The following is a 21,923-nucleotide window of genomic DNA, read 5'->3' as shown; positions in this document are numbered from 1 at the left end:
AATAAAAAACAAAGCGAAGATGAAACGTCACTAAACAACAGAGAATTGAGCCTCAACCGGAAGAATGATCATGGGACACATAGCTCGTCAGAAAATTGATAAGTCCATATTATGAAGCATGATCAAGGTGTCAACTCATCAATATTGATCCACATGAATGCCCGTTCGAAATGATCAACTTCCGGAAAAATGATCAAGTAAATATCGTTCCGGAAGCATATAAATTTGGAGCTAACTTACGGACAAATGCTTTTACAATGGGGATTCAAGCTCTATAAGGCCTGATTGATTGAAAATTCAATCGACACGGAATGGAAATGCAGAAACATGACAATTTCATGATCATGCTTCCTGATTTATTGTGTTGCGAGTTAAAAGTGCCCAACCATTGGCTGTGTAACCAATCTCGACTAAATTTTGAACATAAAAGGGGAGGAACGATATAAAAGCCCCATTACTTGATCATTGTTCCGATAGAATACCTAACGAAAATATCCACATTGATGATTTAGAACTCGTCGATCAATTCTGGACTGTGGATAAGCTGTATAAGTATAATGATCATGCTTTCGAACCAATAATGATCATGCTTACAATGACTTAATGATCATCGTTCTGATGTTCTGTGATCATGCTTTCTTATCTTTTATGATCATCGTTTCGCTATCTTTATGATCATGCTTTCCAAACGGATTTTTTTTAATACTTTAAATTCAGTGAGTTAAAAGCAAATGATCGCCCGGATCATTAGATCACTTAATCATTTAAGATCATATTAATCAGAAAGATCAGTTATTTAAAAGCCAATAAATTCTCTTTATTTATGATCATTCTTTCTTTATCATTCAGGAACTATAGTGAAATTACGGTTAGTGTGATACGGATCAAAAATGAAACCAGAAGAGAAATTGTTAATTAAGGCACGAAGCCACAAAGATGGTCATTTATTTGAGGTATCTGAAACAGCCGTTGAATGGATAGAACAATATCAACACTTCAAAGGGGTCACGAAAAGCATCGTTGAACTTCTCAACCTAATTTCACTTCGCGGATTTAGCAGCAAAGATGGATACGTTTCAACTACTGAAATTATCGAATCAACCGATGGACAAGTTACACGTGCTGCCTTGCAACAAAGACTCAGAGCTGCTGTAAGTATCGGACTTTTCAAGCAAATCCCAGTTCGCTTTGAAGAAGGCCTTGCGGGTAAAACCATGCTACATCGCTTTGTTAATCCCAATCAGTTGATATCAGTGCTAGGTGCCACCAGCTTAGTGACTGAAAGTGTGAAACAAAACGAAAAGCAAAAGCGTTCTAAAGCCCTCGCTCAAACCAAAGTAAACAAACGTTTATTGAATGAACACGGTCTTAATACTCCACCGACGATGAAAGATGAAGCGGATCAATTCATTGTCTCACCAACCAATTGGGCTGGGATTATCGATCAAGCGTTGGCGCCTCCTAGAACACGTAAGAGCTACCAGAAATCGATGGTTTCGATCTCGGGAACTCGAGCGGTGATCGAAACACGATCTTCAAAAAACATTATGACCGTTGATGATCTGATGACGTTATTCGCGTTATTCACGTTGACAGTTCAATACCACGATCATCATCAAGACGATTACCATCTAGATGCGAAGCACACACCAAACAAAACACCGCTCTACATCACGGATATTCTTTCCTTACGTGGCAAGAAAGACAGCGGCCCGGCTCGTGACTCTATCCGAGACAGCATTGACCGCATTGAGTTTACTGATTTTCAGTTGCATGAGCTTACTGGCCGTTGGCTTAGTGAGAACATGCCAGAAGGCTTTAAGAGCGACCGTTTCCGATTCTTAGCTAGAACCATCACTGCATCGGAAGAAGCGCCTACAGAGGGCTCTGACGGCGAAATTCGCATTAAACCGAACCTATACATCTTGGTATGGGAGCCATCGTTCTATGAAGAGCTGCTCACGCGCGATTATTTCTTCCTGTTCCCACCAGAGATCCTGAAGCAGCATACCTTGGTCTTCCAAATGTATTCTTACTTCAGAAGCCGTATGGCGCGTCGTCACTCTGATTGCATGCTATTGAGCGAATTGAATCAAAAATTGGCGCGTAACATTGATTGGCGTCGTTTTTCGATGGATCTGATCCGCGAACTGAGAAAACTGGGTGAGGTAGGGGAGCAAGAAGATACCTTCCTCGTCAACCTGTGGGGTTACCACCTGACGATCACTGCGTTGATCGAAAAAGGCAAGACCACCGATTATCAGGTCGATATCAAATGTAACGTTGAAGAAGTGCTGCGTTACTCAAGAGCGCGCACCACCAACGCTGGTAAGCGAAATATGGCGCCAACATTGCCGAACCCACTGCGCAATGAAATGGTGTCCAAGCAAAAGCTGGAAGAGTTATCTGAAATCATTGATGGCGAATTTGAACCTATTCAGCGCAAAGCCCCTTCACCAAGAGGCAAGCTAGGGCGCAGAGTAAAACAACGTAAGCACTCTGTTGAGATCAATGCTGACGAAATCATGATAACCCTATCTAAATATACCTCTTCAGAGGCTTTAGAACGCAGTATAACGGCTTTATCAGCAATGACCGGGCACTCGCATGCCTCAATCAAGGAAGAGTGCTCAGAGCTCATTGAGAAGCTTGACTGGTTAAGAGTTGGAGAGGATGTGATTCCTTACGAAACATTGAGTAAGCTGATCGAACTCTACAATGACCGTGATAGTACCAGTAATCGACACCTTTCAATTGAGCGTCTTATTTCTGGCTTGGCCGTGCGTCGCAAGGTATGCAAGCAAGTTCATGAAGGCCACTTGGATGAGAATGTGTTCTTAGCGCTCGATGAAATGGCGATTGGCCACTAACCTTGAGTCCTATAGTCGTCGCTGAATGGATGATCTGAACATCATTAGGTGCTGATAATAACCGCACCTAATGCTGACAATGTGATGACAATATAGAGCACCTAGTTGATTATTATTTATCCCGAATAGACAACCTTTGTCCTTTCTTATGATTAATAGATTGGCTCATATTTTGTTACATCATACTGAATAGATTTTCGCGAGTTCCCAAGGGACTCGCTTTTTTTTTGCCTGAAATCCATCGAATAACATACTCACCCCGTAACGATGATCAAGGCATCGCCCCTTGATCGTCGTTCCGTATTTATTGCTTCTTAAAATATAAAAGGTGCAATTATCAAGTCCATTCTTTTCATGTTTAATTGTAAAAATCAATAATACTCTCCCCTAATTATATTTTTGTAGGGATGTTTAGTAGATGAATAGGAAATTAGCAGTATTAGTGATTGCAACAGCTATTGCTGGATGTGGAGGAGGGGATGAAGGCAGTACTCCATCAGTAACCGGTACTAGCCTAGTAAACTTATCAACGCTATCAAATGTGTCGGTTCAACTGCAGACGGTGCAATGTAATCAACTACAATTGGTTGGCAAGAACTATGTTAAGCCCAAGACGGTTGATAGTTGTTGGCTTCTAGAGGTGCCGGAAGACTACATGCAGCCAGAGGGGAAAAAAATTAAAGTTGCGGTTGCTAAAACTCTTTCGCTGGGACCAAAAAAAGGCGCCTTCTTACACCTTAATGGTGGGCCAGGCGGTATGTCTATTGATTGGGCTCAAGAAATTGAAAATGATCTTTCCGTTTTATCGGCTAATCATGACATCTATTTTGTTGATCAACGTGGTACCGGGTATTCTACTCCCTCTTTGAGCTGTGAATTTGAAGACTCTGGTACTGCTCAGCAGATTAAAGGTTGCAAGGATAAATATGTCAACGACGGCGTGGATTTTAACCAATATGCTAATATAAACAATGCATTAGACTTACTGTTGCTAGAGAAGAAACTCTCTGAAGTTAAAGAAATAGACGGTGGGTGGAAGCTTTATGGTGTGTCATATGGAACCCGTCTAGCTATGACAATGGCTCGTGAAGAGCAAAAACAGATTAAAGCAGGGTATCAGGCATCCAATACAATTCAAATGATGGTACTAGACGGCGTATTCCCCATCGAAATGAATGGCATTAAGGATATGCCTTGGTCAAACTATGAAGCGCTAGATAGGGTCCTAGAAGTGTGCGCGCGTAGTACTGGGTACTGCGATGAAACGAAATTTAAATCTGACTTAAATACAAAATTTGCTCAGATTGATGAGAAGTACCATGATTTTTTTGTTAGCTACTTGACCACAAGAAGCATGCGTCGCGATGACAGTATACCCGCAGCTGGTAAATTCAACCCAGTTGAATTGGTAAAATTAACTAAAGAAGAAATAGAAACAGGGTTAGACGCATTGATTGCTCTTAAGGCCAATGCTTATGACCCCTCTAATCCAAGCCAATTTGCAGCCATGGGGTTAGCAAATATTTGTGCAGAGGAGCCAGTTAAACAGAAGTACTACACAAGCTATCATGAGAGTCGTGCAAAGTGGGGAACGGATGTACAAAATGTAGTAGATAATAGTACTCATTTTGGGTTGACTCTTGAAGCGTGCCAAGCTTTGGATATTGAGCCAGTATCTAGCAGCTCTTATGCTTCTATGGAGAAGGTTGATTATCCCGTACTCGTTCTCAACGGTGCGAATGACGGTATTACTCCACCTAGATTAGCTGATGTTTCTGCTAAGAAATTCTCGAATATGCTTAGCTTGACCTACGATCAAGGTTCTCATGGTATTTTGACGGATGCCCAAGATTGGGTTCCTTGCCTGAAAAATTTGATTCTTAGCTCGATCAATGAGCCCGAGAATATGCTCACCTTAGATACTACATGCCTAAATACTTCTGACTTTAAGTATGTGGCGGATATTGATATCTGATACAAAGCTTAAGTTTGTGCCCTCATATTTCAAACTGGTTTGAGGGCGTATTGGGTGCTTGGGTAGATCTTAATGTGAAGCAATCCAAGCTCCTTGATCATTGTTCCGAGGTTCATTCCAAGCATGCGCAGCCATAAACTGGACATGGGCATTAATTAGTTGATGGGACTGCTCTTGCCAACCGCTATGACTTTGCTGGTTGCAAAACTCCAGGCTTAGTACCGCAAGGTGCTGCATTCGTTTCATACACCAATCTTTAAGTTCCATTTCGCTGGCTGGATTAGACACCACTTGTTGCAGCTTACCGTAGGCAAGCTGTAAGAATTGGTATGCCTTATTTGGTGAATCGTAGCGTGAATGGTCGAAGATTCGCAGGCACCCGTCTAACCAACATGCGATGCCTTTGCTTTGCTCATCCGTGATCAATGGCCCCCAGAGTGCATCTGGAGGCGTTAAGATCAAAGGTTCTAACCGGTCCACTTGATCATGCTTTCGGTCTTTGTACCAATCTCCGATCCGCTCTAACCAAGTGTCTAGTTCATTCATGCAACATTATCCCACTGTTTTACAAAGTGATTATCAGAAACTTGTTTGATTTCATGCTGTATTTCACTGCTCTGCTCTCGTATTCGATCAGCGTTCACTGAATAGTTTGGTTCATTTTTGACAAGTTCGCCAAATGGCAGATCAGGATCCGGTACCGCTGAGATCAACAGTTTCGTATATGGGTGTTGCGGATTGGTTAAGATCGACTGGGTTGATCCCCATTCGACGATCTGGCCTTTGTACATAACAGCCGTCTCTTCGGCGATGTAATGAGCAGTCGCAAGATCATGAGTAATATACAAAAATCCGATGCCAAGTTCTTTCTTCATTCTCTGCATAAGATTAAGCACCCCAAGCCTTATCGATACATCCAACATTGAGGTCGGTTCGTCAGCTAAGATGACTTCTGCGCCAACGGCGAGTGCTCTTGCTAGGTTAACGCGCTGTCTTTGGCCACCACTGAGCTCGTGAGGGTATTTAGAGAGTGTATCTAGGGGTAACTCCACCAGCGCTAATAATTCTTTTAGACGAGCGACTAGCGCCTCTTTATTGGCGACTTGCTTATGGATTTTTAGCGGGCGCGTTAAGTGGTGCTCAATGGTGTGAGTTGGATTAAGTGAGCCAAATGGGTCTTGAAATATCATTTGTACGCGGCTGCGGTAATCCAAGATATCTTTACGGCTGTTGAGCGTCGAGATGTCTTTGCCGTTGAACAGAATCTCCCCTTCGGTAGCAGGGTAGACCTTGGTCATCAATCGAGCACAAGTGCTTTTGCCGCAGCCTGACTCCCCAACCAGAGCCAACGTTTTTCCGGCATAGATATCGAAACTCACGCCATGTAGTGCTCTAAATATGTCTTCTTTACCAAAGCCGCCACCCACGGCGAACTCTTTGACCAGGTTTTTTACTTGGATAATTGGTTGTGTCATGGAGCCTCCTAGCACGCGGTCGCGTGAGCTTGTTGGTGAATATTAGGGAAAGAACTCCAAAGTTTTTGGGTGTAGGAGTGCTGAGGGTTGTTACGGATCTCATGGGCTTGATTAACTTCAACTATTTGGCCGTGACGCATGATGGCAATGCGATCACACAATTGGCTCATTAGGGCGAGGTCGTGGGTGATGAACAATATTGAGAAACCAAACTCTTCTCTGAGCTGGTGTATTTGCTGCAGAATCTCGCGTTGTACAACCACATCCAGCGCCGTTGTCGGCTCGTCCATGATGATCAACTTGGGATTGAGGGCAAGTGCGATGGCTATCACTAAGCGTTGACGCATCCCACCACTGAATTGATGTGGATATTCGGTGAGACGGTTACGAGGGATGTTTACAAGGTCGAGGAGCTTCTCTGCGCGGTCTTTAGCTTGTTCGTCTGTCATCCCTTTGTGATGACGCAAAACATCAGCGAATTGCTCTTGAATAGGAAGGACGGGATTGAGTGAGTTCATCGCACTTTGGAAAACCATGGCGATTTCGCTCCAACGCAAAGTGTTCAAGTGGTCGTCAGACAAACTGAGCAGATCTTGCCCGTTGAATATAATCTTTCCACCCGAGATGAAAGCGGGCGGCTTGTGTAAACGGTTAATGGCAAACGCGATGGTACTTTTTCCGCACCCAGATTCGCCGGCCAAACCGAAAATCTCCCCTTGATTGATGTTAAAGCTTACCGATTTGACGGCATTAAAATCGCCGTTATCGGTAATGTAATCGACACATAAATTCTTCACTTCGAGAAGTGGTGTCTCTGAATGGTCACTAGACATATTAAATACTCAGTTATGATATTGATAACCATTATCATTAGCATGAAGTAAATTAAGTAAAAGCAGTGAGCACAAAAAGAATGAAGTGCCTCGAAATTAATCTAGGGTTATTTCATGAGATTTCAGTGGAAAAGCAAGATTGAGAATGGAGAAAATGAGAGTTAGATCAAACCACATTTCTAGTGGGGAATCTTGTAAATGTAATTGCAGAAATTGGCTTTGGCAAAGTTTAAATGAGGCATTTATTAATTAGCTTTGTGAAGCGTCGGAATCATCACATTTCAGTACAGAATATCTTAACAAGTGATTTAGCTTTTGCTACAGATTAGCTGTCCATTACATGGTGCTTTTCGGAGGAAAACATGTCCATTAATTCTATCAACCATGACGAAATGACAAATATTGCAAACAAGTGGGATGCTGAAGAAGAAGTATCTTTCAAACCAGAAAAGAAAATGAAATCTGCTGAAGCTCGTCGTCGTATCGAGACTCTAAGAGAAATTAGAGAAAGCGGTTTTAGTCTGGAAGAAGCGAGAGATCTCGGCTTGATTCACTAAAATTTCCAACTGTATTTCAAGGGTGGTTACTTACCACCCTTTGATTTATATAGATTTTATTTCGTTAACTGCAATTTAAAAAAACACATACCGTTCTTTTCTTAGTCAATAAAATTTCACTTAACTCCTCAACTCACTTCCCTTTCCTGCTAAAAATGCGCTGATGGCTTACTCTTGAACTAAGTTGTTTGACAGCAATATGCAACGCCACTAATTTTAAAGTTAAAGCAAAAATATGCGATGTCGTTGGTAAGGAGAAGACTATGTCTAATTCTGTGGCTCAAGCCAAAGAAGTGTTGTTTTATGAACCTGAAGATCCAAACGGATACCTTTCAAATTTTGCGGCTTGCCCCATTAAGGTCGATGACCAAGTGTGGGCTACCAGTGAACATTATTATCAAGCGATGAAGTTCGCCTCTCAAGAACTGCGCAATACTATTTTGGAGGCCTGTTCGCCTGCTGAAGCATTTTCGTTGAGTCGTCGTTATGAAGACCAAGTACGTGAAGATTGGTATGACATCCGCGTGGAAGTGATGCGATTCATTGTGACCGAGAAATTTAAACAGAATCCGCAATTTGCCTTCTTTCTCACCAACACCGGAGATTGCGTTATCAAAGAACATTCTCACAAAGATCACTTTTGGGGAGATGGCGGTGATGGGACAGGGGAGAATCGACTGGGTGAGATTCTGATGACGGTGCGACAACAGCTTCGTACTCAGTAGCTGCATTTGATCGCTTCGCACTGATTTATTCGCGTTCGGCTATCTGCATTTAAAAGCCGCATTTAAAAGGCCGCCCTGCCATTTAGTATTAAGCTAAGCAGGGCGGCCTTTGAGGTTTTAGAGAGTTAGGTATCAACAGCTAAAGAGCGTTACCAAGCTATTTAATACCAAACCAAGCTCTACATTACGTTGGTGCTATAAGTAACTCTGTACGATGTCGTCGAGCTGCCCATCGTCTTTCATTTGGTCTAAGCGTTGGTCGATGAAGGTTTGCAGTTTAGGCTCCATCTCAGGGTCAAACGCCAAATGAATAGGGTAGTTATTGATGACTGAACCAAACTCTTGCATCTGGTAGTCATCAATACTCAACTTCTGCTCATTTAGGTTGTATTTGATTCGGGATTCCATTTCCACAAACACGGTGTCGCCGGGCGTACGGTTCAGGACTCGAAACGCAGCCGTGTAATCTTTCACTCGAATCTCGTTAAGCTTGCCTTGTTGGATGTATGGCTCTAGGTTCGGATACTCAAACCCCACCAGCAATACCACGGCTTTTCCGTCTAGATCGTCGATTGTATTGAACTCAAACGGCTTTTTACCGCTGCTGAGTAATACGTGTTTTACATTGTAAATCGGATCTTTAGACAGGTTAACCGACTGGATATTCCCCCAACTTGGGCTGCCGTAAGTTACCCAGTTTGGGTTTTCTCGAGCATCGAGCTTGTCGATCATTCGGTTAAAAGGGTAGGTGTGGTAGTTGATCTCATACTGGCTGTCATCGAATACGGCTTCCACAATATCTGAAACCATGCCTCTGTGAGATGACCCGTCAGTTTCGATCTGAAAAGGTTGCGCTTGGCTCGCAATAATGTAGTAGTGAAGAGGTTCGCTTGCAAAAGCATAACTGCTTGAAAACAAACTGACTATGGATGCAAAGATAAGATGTTTTTTCATAACCTTCCCTAGTTATTTGATGAATGACTACTATTATACTAGTTGAGTAATGGTAGTTTGCTAGGATAACAATAATGGTAATTTGTGTATGGTGACAAAAGGAAAACGCTACATTGGACTCTCCCGACAGTTGATTGGGACGATAATAGCGATCAGTACCTTATTCACAGTTATAGTGACAGGTCTCGGGTTGTATGTAGAGTACCAAAGTCGAGTTTCTTTTATCAGTTCTCAGATCGAACAGGTCAAGGCTGGCTACCTTTCTGGTTTAACGGCCAGTTTGTGGGTTGAAGATAGAGAGCAATTGTTTGTGCAAGCCGAAGGTATCTCCCGCCTTCCCTCGGTCAGTTACCTTCTCATTGAAAGCCCCGATGAAAAAATTCTAGAGTTAGGTCAAAAAACCGAAGGCCAGTCTTATTCTCAGTCTTGGGAAATGGTGCACCAGATGGGCAGCACAGATTTCCAATTGGCGACACTTACAGTGCAATCAGACTTGAGCATGATCCTCAATGACTTTGAAGAACGAGTGCTACTGTTACTCGCCTTCGAAGCCGTGAAAATATTTTTACTCTCTCTGGTGTGTCTAACTATCGTCTATCGTTTAGTCGTTAAACGTTTGATGATTATGTCTTCTCAAATTAACCAGCAACAAGTGGAAGACAACAAGCCACGTTTTCTCACGCCAACTGAATGCACCTATCAAGATGAGATTTCGACGCTAGAGTCGAGCTATAACCAGTCTATTGAACGTATTCGCCAACAATACCAAGAATTGGAAAAAGCCAAAGACACCGCAGAGGTTGCCAACCGCAACAAGAGTGAATTCCTTGCCAACATGAGTCACGAGATCCGGACTCCAATGAATGGCATCATCGGGTTATCGTCTCTACTTTCTGAAATGGACATGCCGAAAGAGCAAAAAGAGTATGTCGACATGCTAAATACCTCTTCGCTTACGCTGCTTGATCTGATCAATGACATTCTCGATTACTCGAAGATTGAAGCGGGCAGGCTTGAGCTTCAGCAAGAACCAATGAAAATGATGGGCATTGCAGCCGATGTTGAGTCGACCTTCAGAGTGAAAGCCGAACAAAAAGGGCTCAGGTTCCAACTGGCCATTGATCCTAAGATTCCAACCATGGTCATCGGTGATGGCACCCAGTTAAGACAGGTTCTGAATAACCTAGTGGGCAACGCCATCAAGTTCACTGAGCATGGCCATGTCACCCTTTCACTTCGCTTGGAAGAAATCACCGAGCCTGAGCAAAAGCTGAGAGTCAGATTCGAGGTGAAAGATAGCGGCATCGGCATTGCGGAAGACAAACAACAATCGGTGTTTGATAAGTTCCAACAAGCCGACGGCAGCACAACTCGTATCTATGGCGGTACAGGGCTTGGTTTAACGATATGCGATAAAATCGTTACCCTAATGGGCAGCAAGCTTGAGCTCACCAGTGTGCAAGGGCAGGGGAGTTCATTCTATTTCACCGCTGACTTTGATCCGTGCTTGGAAGTGGAAGAGAGCCGTATCGACTTCAACAAGATCTCAGTGCTGTTGGTTGATGATAGCCAACTCAACATGCGGATTACTTCGACGCAACTGCAGTCCTTTGGAGTGACATCGGAATGTTGTGAGACCGGCGCTAGAGCATTAGAGTTGGTGGCTGACTCCATTGCTCAATCGACGCCTTATGATTTAGTGCTGATAGACAAAGTGATGCCATCGATCGATGGTTTCCAATTAGCTAGAAGCTTGATTGAACGCTTTGAGAAAGATTGCCCTAAGTTGGTGATGATTTCTGCAGACCCAAGAAAGCAGGATGAAATCCGAGCCAAGCAAGTTGGCTTTGTCGCCTACATTGCTCGTCCATATCAAGATAATCAGCTTAAATGGACCATCAGTGAGGTGTTAGCGAGAGCGGCGGATACTTCGACCTTCACCTACTCAAATCGAGGCGAGGTTGCGTTCAAAGACAATGAGCCTGCACCAGTAACCAAACCTGCAGCTGTTGCTAAACCAGCAGAACCTGAGAAAACTGCTTTAAAAGAAGAACCAAAACCTGCGGTAGTCACCGCCTCTTTTAGCGGCAAAGTGTTGGTGGTTGAAGATTCAAGAGTGAATCAACAAGTAGCTAAGATGATGCTTAAGAAGCTTGGTCTTGAGGTTGATATCGCCGACAACGGAGAAATTGGCGTTGAGAAGTTTAAGGCCAATGACTATGTGATGATCTTTATGGATTGCCAGATGCCTGTTCTCGACGGTTTCGAAGCCACTAAACAGATTAGAGCGTTAGAAGAGGGCTCTTCAAAACATATTCCTATTGTCGCGCTAACGGCCAACGTTGTGCAGAGAGACAAGCATTTGTGTTTTGATGTGGGTATGGATGAGTTTTTACCAAAGCCGGTTAATCAAGGAAAGCTGAGAGAGATAGTTGAGAGTTTTTTATCTAAAGAAACCGACTCGGCCAAAGAAGAAGATGAGCAAAAGATTGTTTAGCTAGTGCCTCATCAAACGTAATTGTTAAAACAAAACTCCGACTGAATCAGTCGGAGTTTTTGTATGTGCTGACTTTCTATTTTCTAAATAGCCTCTTATGTACTAGCCAATACTATCAATATGAATAACCACAGAATCTGGTCGCCAGTATTCCAGTTCGCAATCCATCAACTCGCCATCTTGTTTGTAGTTCACTCGGCAAATTTTCAAAACGGGCTGGCCTTCTGCCAAGTTCAGCGCCTTGGCGACATGCGCAGGGGCGGAGGTGGGAATCACATCAAAACGCGAACGTTTGGTCTCGTAGCCGTATTTTTCACGGTAGATTCCCGTCAGCGACATGGTGAGGTTTTCTGACAACACCTTTTCAAACAGGGGCGCTTTCAAGACGTTTTCAACGAACAGTACCGCTCTGCCATCAATAAAGCGTAATCGCTCAATCACGTGTATCGGGGTTATTTGTTCGATCTCCAGTGCTTTGGCGTAATCGCCTGCGGCCATCTCTGTGCGGGTGCTGAGCAGTCTGGTTTCTGCTATGCGATGTTGTTCGCGGATCATTTGATGAAAGTGAGAACGTGACAATGGGTTATAACGAATACGTTCGGGTGACACATACCAACCTCGACGCTCTTCTCTATATATCAAACCTTCGGTTTCTAATGATACCAACGCATCTTTGAGCGTGATTCGTGTGGTTGAAAACAGCTCGCTGAGCTCTCTTTCGGATGGCAACTTTTGCCCCTCGGTAAAGATGCCAGATTGAAGCTGTTCTCTAATGCTCGCCTTAATTCTGCCTAGCTGTGTCCCTGATTGCCTTGTAGCCAATGTTCTCATTACTGATCTAGTCCATAAGTTCGTGTGCTTAATAAGGTAAACCACGGAGTTAACAGGAATGTGACAGTAAACAAAGGCTTGCTGTCATATAGGTGAAATATAACTGCCACGGAAATGCATCTGAACTGTCAAATAAGTTGCGCGAAAGCGTCATATTCTGGCGATAGCATACAAAACGAACTTACTGACCTAGTCCAGAGGGATAGAGACAATGAAAACTTTGCTTAGCCGTTCAACTGTATCGCCAGCCAAACTGATTGGCGCAACGTTAATAACGGCAACACTTTCAATGCCAGCGATGGCGAAGGATGCTGATCTTGAGTCACTGATTGAAGCCGCTCAAAAAGAGGGGGCGGTTTACAGTGTGGGCATGCCAGACAGTTGGGCAAACTGGAAAGGCACATGGACTGATCTGAAAGCAAACTATGGTTTGAAGCATCAGGATACTGACATGAGCTCGGCACAAGAGATCTCGAAATTTGAAGCAGAGAAAAGAAACGCAACTGCAGATATCGGTGATGTTGGTTTCGCATTTGCACGTGTCGCAGTGAAAAAAGACGTGACACAGCCATATAAACCAAGCACTTGGAATGATATTCCGGACTGGGCGAAAGACAAAGATGGTCACTGGGCTCTGGCTTACACAGGCACTATCTCGTTCATCTCAAACAACAACCTTGTTAAAGACGCACCAAAATCTTGGAGTGACTTACTAGAAGGCGACTACAAAGTAACAGTCGGTGATGTAGGCGTAGCAGCACAAGCAAACAACGCAATTCTAGCGGCTGCATTTGCTAACGGTGGTGACGAGTCGAATCTAAAACCAGCGATTAAATTCTTTGGTGAACTAGCGAAGCAAGGCCGTTTGTCTTACACAGATCCAAGTATCGCGAACCTTGAGAAAGGCGAAGTGGAAGTGGCAATCATGTGGGATTTCAACGCACTGAACTACCGCGACAAGATCGACCGCGAGCGCTTTACCGTTAGTATTCCACAAGACGGTTCAGTGATCTCTGGTTACACCACCATCATCAACAAATACGCGAAAAACCCGAACGCGGCGAAGTTGGCTCGTGAATACATCTTCAGCGACCAAGGCCAAATCAACCTAGCAGAAGGTTACGCACGTCCAATCCGTAGCAGCGTTACGCTACCTCAATCAGTACAAGATAAGCTGCTCTCGAACGAGCAATACAGCAACGTTCACCCAGTGACTGATTTCTCAGCATGGGAAAAATCAGCACGTCGCCTGCCACGCCAATGGCAAGAAAGCGTATTGATTCATCAGCAATAACCTCGCTTAACACGCCACCTTTAATAGGTGGCTTATAGAAACAAGCAATAGAGAATAGACCATGAGCAATAAGGTTATCCTTGTTGTTCTAGATGGACTGAACTATCAGGTAGCCCGTGATTGCATGGGCTACCTGAACGGTCTTCTAGAGCAGAATGATTCGCAAAGCAACCAAGGCGATTTGCATAATAAACAGAGCACTTCGCAGAGCGCGCAAAAAAACAAGCTGCGCGCCACACTTTACCCAATGCAGTGTGAACTGCCGTCCATGTCACGCCCACTGTATGAGTGCATCTTAACCGGTGTTCGCCCTGTTGAGAGCGGTATTGTTAACAACCAAATCGTGCGTTTATCGAATCACGAGTCGATCTTTAGCCTGGCCAAGTCGCAGAACAAGGTGACGGCTGCCGCGGCGTATCATTGGGTGAGTGAGCTCTATAACCGTGCGCCATTTGATGCGGTACGTGACCGTTTTACTAACGATGAAACCATGAACATCCAACACGGTTGTTTCTACCACTGGGACCACTACCCAGATGAAGCCTTGTTCTTGGATGCCGAGCACTTGCGTGTGACTCATCAGCCTGATTTTTTGCTGATTCACCCAATGAACATTGACGACATGGGACACAAGCATGGGTTGGACTCTCGCCAATACCGCAACAGTGCACGTGGCGCAGATATCTACCTGTCGAACTACCTTGAGAGATGGGTAGATGATGGCTATCAGGTGATTATCACCAGTGACCACGGCATGAATAATGACTTGTCTCACGGTGGCATTTTGCCTGAAGAGCGAGAAGTGCCTTTCTTTGTGATTGGCGATAAGTTCACACACCAAGAATGTTCAGTGAAACAGACCGACATCTGCGGCAGCGTCTGTCAGTTACTTAACCTTGAACACGATAAATCTTACACTCAGGAATTGTTGGCCCTATGAGCAGTTCTGTAATCACGCAGAGCGATGGCTCTGCGCTTAAACCTCAAACCAAATCTTGGTTCAAACGCTTCAAGCCTGCTTTGTGGCTTGCGCCTTTCGCCCTATTTTTCTATCTGTTCCAACTTGCACCTATGGTTTGGGTGCTGATCAACAGCTTCTTTTACGACGATGAGCTCTCTCTCGAAAACTATTCTGAAATATTCGATTCTGCTTTCATGATGCAGGCCTTTGGCAACAGTTTATGGTTGTCGATTTGGTCGAGCATTGTTGGCCTAGCGATTGCGACTCTGTTGGTCTCTTCATTGCGCCGTGTTGATTCTAAAATCCGCGATGCAGTGATTGCGTTTACTAATATGAGCAGCAACTTCTCTGGTGTGCCTCTGTCGTTCGCCTTCATCATCATCTTGGGTACCAACGGCGCGATCACCTTATTGCTCAAGCAGTACGGATTGCTGGGGGACTTCGACTTGTACGGCAAGTGGGGCTTGCTGGCGATTTACATCTACTTCCAGATCCCATTAGCGGTGCTGTTGCTGTATCCAGCGTTCGATGCATTGAATGACGACTGGCAAGCTGCTTCGGCATTGCTTGGTGCGAGAACTTGGCAATACTGGACCAAAATAGCGTTGCCTGTGTTATCTCCGGCCTTGTTCGGCACCTTCATCATCTTGATTGCTAATGCAATTGGCGCGTATGCGAGCGTGTATGCGTTGACTTCGGGTAACTACAACGTGATTACGATTCGAATCGCGAGCTTGGTATCGGGCGACTTGTTCCTTGAACCAAACTTAGCCGCAGCAATTTCTGTGATTCTGATGGCGATGCTGGCCTTCATCACCGTGATTAACCAATGGCTGATCAGCAAAAGCTATGCAGGGAAGAGAAAGTAATGAACACCGTAAATACTCGCTTTCATAAAACGGTTGTCTATTCGATTGTCGGCATCATGATGATCCCGATCTTAGCGACCTTTATCTACTCGATCTCTTCTCGATGGGGGGCAACGATCCTGCCTGATGGTTTTACTCTGGATTGGTACATCAACCTGTTGACCGATCCTCGCTTCTTGCAAGCCTTCGGTCGTTCACTGTTCATTTGTGTGGCGGCGCTATCATTGAGTGTGGTGTTGGTTCTGCCTGCGATTTTCGTGGTGTTTTATTATTTCCCGAAACTCGACAAGGTGATGAATATTCTGATCTTATTGCCGTTTGCTGTGCCACCTGTGGTGTCGTCGGTTGGCTTGCTTCAGTTGTATGCAGACAGCGAAATCTCACTGATAGGCACACCATGGATTCTGATTGGTACTTACTTCACCATCGCGCTGCCGTTCATGTATCGCGCGATTGCCAACAGCTTTGAAGCGATCAATCTGCACGACTTGATGGACGCTGCCCACCTGCTCGGCGCAAGCACTACTAAGGCGTTTTTATTGATTATTCTGCCAAACCTCAAGAAAGGCTTAATGGCGTCGTTGTTCTTGTCGTTCTCGTTCCTATTGGGCGAGTTCGTATTTGCCAACATCTTGGTTGGTACACGCTACGAGACACTGCAAATCTACCTATACAACATGCGCCAAACCAGCGGTCACTTCACGTCAGCTCTTGTGATGACGTACTTCCTGTTTATTTTCTTACTGACTTGGTTGGCAAGTCGTTTCAGCCAAGGAACCAAATAATGAGCTATGTAAATGCGAAAAACCTTACCAAGCGTTTTGGTGACAACACAGTGTTTGAAGACATTGAATTCTCCATCGAGAAGGGTGAATTCATCACGCTGCTTGGTCCGAGTGGCTGTGGTAAATCAACTCTGTTACGCAGCTTGGCAGGCTTGAATCCGGTCGATGGTGGCGAGATTTGGGTTAATGGTGAAGAGATAACTCACCAAGTGCCGCAAGAGCGTGGCATCGGCATGGTGTTTCAATCTTATGCGCTGTTCCCGAACATGACGGTTGAAGGCAACATTGCGTTTGGCCTGAAGATGAAAAAGCTTGCTGCTGACGAGATTAATCGCGAAGTGGCGAAAGTGATTGGGCTGGTGGACTTGACTGGTAAAGAGAAATTCTATCCGCATCAGCTATCAGGTGGTCAGCGTCAGCGTGTGGCTTTGGCAAGAGCCTTGGTGGTGAAGCCGCGTATTTTGTTGCTTGATGAACCGCTGTCAGCACTGGATGCGAAGATCCGTAAGCATCTACGCCAACAGATCCGAGATATCCAAAAAGAGATGAACCTGACCACGATCTTTGTGACCCACGATCAAGAAGAGGCGATGATCATGTCTGACCGTATCTTCTTGATGAATAAAGGCGAAATTGTGCAAGCTGGTACACCTGAAGAGATCTACACTCAACCTGCCAATGAATTTGTGGCTGGGTTCATGGGCCACTACAATCTGGTGCAAGCGAACAAAGCCAAGCAGCTGTTCAATATTGAAACCGAGTGGAAAGTGGCGATTCGACCTGAATCTATCTACGTTAAAGAGCAAGGTAGACAATATGGCGAACATATCTCTGCGCCGAAAACGGGCACGATTCGCAACCACCAGCTGCTGGGTAACGTGATTCGCTACCAAGTGGACGTTGATGAATGTGAATTAACCGTCGATCTACTTAACCGTTCCTCTGAACGACTGTTGGCAAACGGCAGCCAACTTGAACTCCTGTTTAACCTTAATGAAATTCAACCTGTGAGAGCCTAAGATGTTCAAACCTTTGTATGTATTTGATATGGACGAAACGCTGATCAATGCCGATGCAGCGATGCTCTGGAATGAGTTTTTGGTTGAAAAAGGCATTGCCACAGCGCCCAACTTTATCGAAGAAGATCAGCGCTTAATGGGTCTGTATTCGGAAGGTAAGCTGAACATGGAAGATTACCTCACGTTTGCTATGCAGCCACTGGCTGATATGCTAACAGAGCAAGTTACCGCTTTGGTAGAAGAGTGTGTTGAACAGTATATTTTGCCTAAACAGTTCAAGCAGTCGAAACCTTTGATTGAGCTGCTTGAGAATGATGATATAGATATGTTGATCATCTCAGCTAGCGTCACTTTTTTAGTAGAAGCGGTCGGTCGCAAGATTGGCATTGAGAACGCACTCGGTATCGACTTGGTCGAAAACCAAGGCCGTTTCACGTCTCAAATATCAGGTGTGCCAAGCTACCGTGAAGGCAAAGTGACGCGTTTAAAAGAGTGGTTAGACAATCAAGAAACCAACTACTCAGACATTCACTTTTATACGGATTCAATCAACGACTTACCTTTGTGTGAACACGCTGATTTTACCTATCTGGTGAATCCATGCCCGCGTTTGAAAGCGTTAGCCGATCAACCGAACTGGTCGATTCTCAACTGGGATTAAAGCGGCGCCCTGATTGGAATAACTTTACTTCAAAACTCATCAAGCCGCTGACTACAGCGGCTTTTTTGCGTCATCAGTCTAATGTTCGATTTATCACCTTAGCTGACAAAAGCACCTCTGTAACAATTCAATAACATCCATTCCTCAGCTGTAAATCAAACCACCACCTTTCAATCCCTTGATAGCACTCACTTTCTTGCCTTAATTATCCTCGTGTAACAATTTTTTTACAAATTGACGGGTTTTTACTGTGATTGTCCATTTTATTTCATGCATTCCATTATCTTCGCTTGTGGGCCAAATTTAATTAAGGATAAAAAACACACAACCACGTAATACAAAACCAATAGGTACAAGGAGAAAGTTCATGGTGGAGTCATACAACCCGCTTGGTACGGATGGATTCGAGTTTGTTGAATACACGGCCGTTGACCACAAGGGAATTGAGCAACTTAAAGCGCTGTTTGTGTCACTTGGTTTTGCTGAGATCGCCAAGCACCGTTCAAAAGAGGCTTGGCTGTATCGACAAGGTGACATTAACTTTATCGTCAATGAACAACCACACAGCCAAGCGGAAGCGTTCGCTAAAGTGCATGGTCCATCGGTGTGTGGCATGGCTTTTCGTGTCAACGAAGCAACCGTTGCTATGGAGCAAGCGTTCAAGGGCGGTGGTGAAGAGTACAAGACAGAAATCGGGCCGATGGAGCTGAGTATTCCTGCTATTTACGGTATCGGTGAAAGCCTGCTCTATTTTGTGGATCGCTATGGCAAGCAGAGCATCTACGACGTCGATTTCCGATTCTACGATGATGCAGAGGAGCGCATGGCTGAAGCCAATGTTGGTTTGTATGAAATTGACCATCTGACGCACAACGTTAAGCAAGGCAACATGGATGTGTGGTCTGGGTTCTATGAGCGTCTTGGTAACTTCCGTGAGATTCGATACTTCGATATTGAAGGTAAGCTGACAGGCCTTGTGAGCCGTGCAATGACCTCCCCATGTGGCAAAATTCGAATTCCTATCAATGAGTCTTCAGATGACAAATCACAAATTGAAGAGTTCATCCGCGAATACAACGGTGAAGGCATTCAACACATCGCGCTTGCAACGGATGACATCTACAAAACCGTCAAAACCCTGCGTGATCGCGGCATGGACTTTATGCCAACTCCTGATACTTATTACGAGAAAGTTGACGATCGTGTGAAAGGTCACGGAGAAGACACTGATCTGCTGCGCGAGCTACGCGTTCTGATTGATGGTGCGCCGACCAAAGACGGCATCTTGCTGCAAATTTTCACGCAGACCGTAATCGGGCCTGTGTTCTTTGAAATCATTCAGCGTAAAGGTAACGAAGGCTTTGGCGAAGGTAACTTCAAGGCGTTGTTCGAATCGATTGAAGAAGACCAGATTCGTCGAGGAGTATTAGACGATGCATAAATGGATCTCGTTTCCTCATCGGGAGGGTGTGTGCTCTAAACAAGCGCATGCCGATTTCCCCAAAGAGGCAATTTATGAGCGCGAAGCGGGTCGGAGTGGTTTCTTCGGCCCTGCGGCTCACTTTCATCATCAACACGCCCCAACGGGTTGGTCTGAGTGGGAGGGCGACTTACGCCCTCGTGCTTTTGATTTTACGCTGGTGGACAAAGCCAGCCAGATAACCCCTTGGGCTGTGCCTCATCTTTTGCACAACGCGGACTGCAAAATTCGTGTGTGGCGTATGGATGAGAAGATGGATTTCTTGGTACGTAATTCCGATGGCGATGAGCTGCTGTTCATTCACCAAGGCAGGGCTGATCTCTATTGCGACTATGGTCATTTCGAAGTGAGTGAAGGGGATTACGTGATGATCCCGCGCTCAACCAATTGGCGCTTGGAGCCAAGCGAACCAATGTTCATCCTGATGATTGAGAACACCGACGCGGCTTATTCCTTACCAGAGAAAGGTATGGTCGGCAATCACGCGGTGTTTGATCCGGCGGTTCTTGAAATCCCATCGATCAACGATCAATTTCGTGCTCAATATTCAGAAGATCAAACTCAAGTTCAGGTGAAACGCCACGACAAAGTCAGCGTGATCACCTATCCGTTCAATCCATTGGATGCGATTGGTTGGCATGGCGACTTAGCGGTAGTGAAAGTGAACTGGCGCGATATTAGGCCGCTGATGTCGCATCGCTACCACTTGCCACCTTCTGCGCACACTACCTTTGTTGGCGCAGGCTTTGTGGTATGCACCTTTGTACCACGCCCGATTGAGAGCGACCCAGGTGCATTGAAAGTGCCGTTCTATCACAACAATGATGACTACGACGAAGTGCTGTTCTATCACGCTGGTGACTTCTTTAGCCGCGACAATATTGAAGCGGGCATGGTGACTTTCCACCCTGCGGGCTTCACTCATGGACCTCACCCGAAAGCCTTTAAGGCTGGGCAAGCGCATAAGAAAAAGTTTACCGATGAAGTCGCCGTGATGATCGATACTCGCCACGCGCTGCAGTTTTCTGACGAACTCGATAGCGTTGAGAACAAAGAATATGTCTACAGTTGGCAAGAGAAGTAAGGGACAAGGATGAAATTAGCAACCAAGAAAAATGGTACTCGTGACGGTCTATTGATGGTCGTGAGTAAAGATCTCAAACAGTGTGTACCTGTCACTGAAATCTTCCACGCGATGCATCTGGCACCTACCATGCAGGTAGCCTTGGATAACTGGGACAGTGTTGCACCTCAGTTAGAGGAGCTATACACCTCGCTCAATACCGGCCATGTGACGGGCAGTGAAGTGTTTGCACCTCAATATTGTGAATCGCCTCTGCCACGCGCTTATCAATGGGCGGATGGAAGCGCCTATGTAAACCACGTTGAACTGGTGCGTAAGGCTCGTGGAGCTGAAATGCCAGAAAGCTTCTGGGTTGATCCTCTCATGTATCAAGGCGGCTCAGATGCCTTTATCGGCCCTCGTGACAATATCGAATTTGCTAGTGACGAATGGGGTATCGATTTCGAGGGCGAAGTCGCCGTTGTCACCGGAGATGTGCCAATGGGAGCCAGCGCCAAGCAAGCGCATGATTCGATTCGTCTGCTGATGTTGGTGAATGATGTGTCGCTGCGTGGTTTGATTCCAGCTGAGCTCGCGAAAGGCTTTGGCTTCTTCCAATCTAAGCCCTCTTCGGCGTTCTCTCCGGTTGCCGTCACGCCCGATGAGCTAGGTGAACAGTGGAAAGGCAACAAGGTGCACCTGCCACTGACTTCAACCTACAACGATACGCCTTTTGGCTGCCCGAATGCCGGTGTGGACATGACCTTCAATTTCGCGGAGCTGATTGTCCATGCTGCGAAGACTCGTCCACTGTCGGCTGGTGCGATCATTGGCTCGGGCACGGTATCGAACAAGCAAGGCACTGACCACGGCACCTCAATTGCGGAAGGTGGTGTAGGCTACTCGTGCATTGCTGAAGTACGCATGATAGAGACGATTCGTGATGGTAAGCCGTCGACTCAATTCATGTCGTTTGGCGATTCGATTCGTCTAGAGATGTTCGATGTCGATGGTGACTCGATCTTTGGCGCTATTGACCAAAAAGTCAGTCAATATCGACCACGCTAGTGATAG

The 21,923-nt window shown here is 45.2% G+C and carries 19 protein-coding genes; 14 read left to right on the top strand and 5 right to left on the bottom strand.

Translation table 11 applies throughout. The annotated features are described in order from the left end of the window. Positions 1 to 890 precede the first annotated feature (890 nt). Positions 891 to 2,870, top strand: a complete 1,980-nt coding sequence (locus IHV80_RS17165; protein WP_192891581.1) for a replication initiator protein RctB domain-containing protein — start codon at positions 891 to 893, stop codon at positions 2,868 to 2,870. Positions 2,871 to 3,288: 418 nt separating this feature from the next. Beyond that, complete coding sequence (locus IHV80_RS17160) at positions 3,289 to 4,845, top strand: alpha/beta fold hydrolase (protein ID WP_192891580.1); 1,557 nt, start codon at positions 3,289 to 3,291, stop codon at positions 4,843 to 4,845. Positions 4,846 to 4,914: 69 nt separating this feature from the next. Here the strand turns inward: IHV80_RS17160 and IHV80_RS17155 are convergent, their stop codons facing one another. Genes IHV80_RS17155 through IHV80_RS17145 form a run of 3 tightly spaced genes read right to left on the bottom strand, consistent with a single transcriptional unit; the run spans position 4,915 to position 7,153 of the window. Further along, entirely contained in the window at positions 4,915 to 5,391 is a 477-nt protein-coding gene (locus tag IHV80_RS17155; protein WP_192891579.1) for a transcriptional regulator, read from the bottom strand. After that, a complete protein-coding gene (locus IHV80_RS17150) occupies positions 5,388 to 6,320 on the bottom strand; it encodes an ATP-binding cassette domain-containing protein (protein WP_192891578.1) in 933 nt (310 codons plus the stop codon). Before IHV80_RS17150 ends, IHV80_RS17155 begins: the two co-directional genes overlap by 4 nt. 8 nt (positions 6,321 to 6,328) lie before the next feature. Then, on the bottom strand, positions 6,329 to 7,153 hold the full coding sequence (locus IHV80_RS17145) for an ABC transporter ATP-binding protein (protein ID WP_192891577.1): 825 nt from the start codon (positions 7,151 to 7,153) through the stop codon (positions 6,329 to 6,331). A gap of 362 nt (positions 7,154 to 7,515) precedes the next feature. Between IHV80_RS17145 and IHV80_RS17140 the strand changes: the two genes are divergently transcribed. Both IHV80_RS17140 and IHV80_RS17135 read left to right on the top strand, forming a co-directional pair. Then, positions 7,516 to 7,710: a hypothetical protein gene (locus IHV80_RS17140; RefSeq protein ID WP_017111270.1), complete on the top strand. Its 195-nt coding sequence runs from the start codon at positions 7,516 to 7,518 to the stop codon at positions 7,708 to 7,710. A 188-nt stretch (positions 7,711 to 7,898) separates the two neighbouring features. Continuing rightward, positions 7,899 to 8,435, top strand: a complete 537-nt coding sequence (locus tag IHV80_RS17135) for an NADAR family protein (RefSeq protein WP_192891576.1) — start codon at positions 7,899 to 7,901, stop codon at positions 8,433 to 8,435. 195 nt (positions 8,436 to 8,630) lie between these two features. Here IHV80_RS17135 and IHV80_RS17130 read toward each other — a convergent pair whose 3' ends face one another. Continuing rightward, a complete protein-coding gene (locus tag IHV80_RS17130) occupies positions 8,631 to 9,389 on the bottom strand; it encodes a substrate-binding periplasmic protein (protein WP_192891575.1) in 759 nt (252 codons plus the stop codon). 88 nt (positions 9,390 to 9,477) lie between these two features. On the opposite strand from IHV80_RS17130, the gene IHV80_RS17125 reads away from it, so the two are divergent. After that, complete coding sequence (locus tag IHV80_RS17125) at positions 9,478 to 11,886, top strand: response regulator (protein WP_192891574.1); 2,409 nt, start codon at positions 9,478 to 9,480, stop codon at positions 11,884 to 11,886. A gap of 102 nt (positions 11,887 to 11,988) precedes the next feature. On the opposite strand, the gene IHV80_RS17120 is transcribed toward IHV80_RS17125, so the two are convergent. Beyond that, positions 11,989 to 12,717 carry a UTRA domain-containing protein gene (locus IHV80_RS17120; RefSeq protein ID WP_192891573.1) on the bottom strand — a complete coding sequence of 243 codons (729 nt, stop codon included), beginning with the start codon at positions 12,715 to 12,717 and terminating at the stop codon, positions 11,989 to 11,991. A 211-nt stretch (positions 12,718 to 12,928) separates the two neighbouring features. Here IHV80_RS17120 and IHV80_RS17115 point away from each other — a divergent pair, with 211 nt between their 5' ends. The 9 genes from IHV80_RS17115 to IHV80_RS17075 all read left to right on the top strand — a co-directional run bounded on the left by IHV80_RS17115 (position 12,929) and on the right by IHV80_RS17075 (position 21,917). Beyond that, positions 12,929 to 14,011 (top strand): ABC transporter substrate-binding protein, encoded by a 1,083-nt coding sequence (locus IHV80_RS17115; protein ID WP_192891572.1) that lies wholly within the window; start codon positions 12,929 to 12,931, stop codon positions 14,009 to 14,011. 61 nt (positions 14,012 to 14,072) lie between these two features. Further along, the gene (locus tag IHV80_RS17110; protein ID WP_192891571.1) at positions 14,073 to 14,951 is read left to right on the top strand and encodes an alkaline phosphatase family protein; all 879 of its coding nucleotides are present in this window, start codon (positions 14,073 to 14,075) and stop codon (positions 14,949 to 14,951) included. Continuing rightward, entirely contained in the window at positions 14,948 to 15,841 is an 894-nt protein-coding gene (locus IHV80_RS17105; RefSeq protein WP_192891570.1) for an ABC transporter permease, read from the top strand. Before IHV80_RS17110 ends, IHV80_RS17105 begins: the two co-directional genes overlap by 4 nt. Then, positions 15,841 to 16,626 carry an ABC transporter permease gene (locus IHV80_RS17100; protein ID WP_004732591.1) on the top strand — a complete coding sequence of 262 codons (786 nt, stop codon included), beginning with the start codon at positions 15,841 to 15,843 and terminating at the stop codon, positions 16,624 to 16,626. Before IHV80_RS17105 ends, IHV80_RS17100 begins: the two co-directional genes overlap by 1 nt. After that, positions 16,626 to 17,645 carry an ABC transporter ATP-binding protein gene (locus tag IHV80_RS17095; protein ID WP_192891569.1) on the top strand — a complete coding sequence of 340 codons (1,020 nt, stop codon included), beginning with the start codon at positions 16,626 to 16,628 and terminating at the stop codon, positions 17,643 to 17,645. The genes IHV80_RS17100 and IHV80_RS17095 overlap by 1 nt, the downstream gene beginning before the upstream one ends. Before the next feature lies 1 nt (position 17,646). After that, positions 17,647 to 18,306 carry an HAD family hydrolase gene (locus IHV80_RS17090; protein ID WP_192891568.1) on the top strand — a complete coding sequence of 220 codons (660 nt, stop codon included), beginning with the start codon at positions 17,647 to 17,649 and terminating at the stop codon, positions 18,304 to 18,306. 367 nt (positions 18,307 to 18,673) lie between these two features. After that, complete coding sequence (hppD, locus tag IHV80_RS17085) at positions 18,674 to 19,747, top strand: 4-hydroxyphenylpyruvate dioxygenase (protein WP_192891567.1); 1,074 nt, start codon at positions 18,674 to 18,676, stop codon at positions 19,745 to 19,747. Continuing rightward, positions 19,740 to 20,870 (top strand): homogentisate 1,2-dioxygenase, encoded by a 1,131-nt coding sequence (locus tag IHV80_RS17080; protein WP_192891566.1) that lies wholly within the window; start codon positions 19,740 to 19,742, stop codon positions 20,868 to 20,870. The genes hppD and IHV80_RS17080 overlap by 8 nt, the downstream gene beginning before the upstream one ends. Positions 20,871 to 20,879: 9 nt before the next feature. After that, positions 20,880 to 21,917, top strand: coding sequence for a fumarylacetoacetate hydrolase family protein (locus tag IHV80_RS17075; RefSeq protein WP_192891565.1), 1,038 nt, complete (start codon positions 20,880 to 20,882; stop codon positions 21,915 to 21,917). Positions 21,918 to 21,923 lie beyond the last annotated feature (6 nt).

The organism is Vibrio bathopelagicus, assembly GCF_014879975.1.
Taxonomy (GTDB): domain Bacteria; phylum Pseudomonadota; class Gammaproteobacteria; order Enterobacterales; family Vibrionaceae; genus Vibrio; species Vibrio bathopelagicus.
This window is presented reverse-complemented; position numbering and strand designations above follow the sequence as displayed.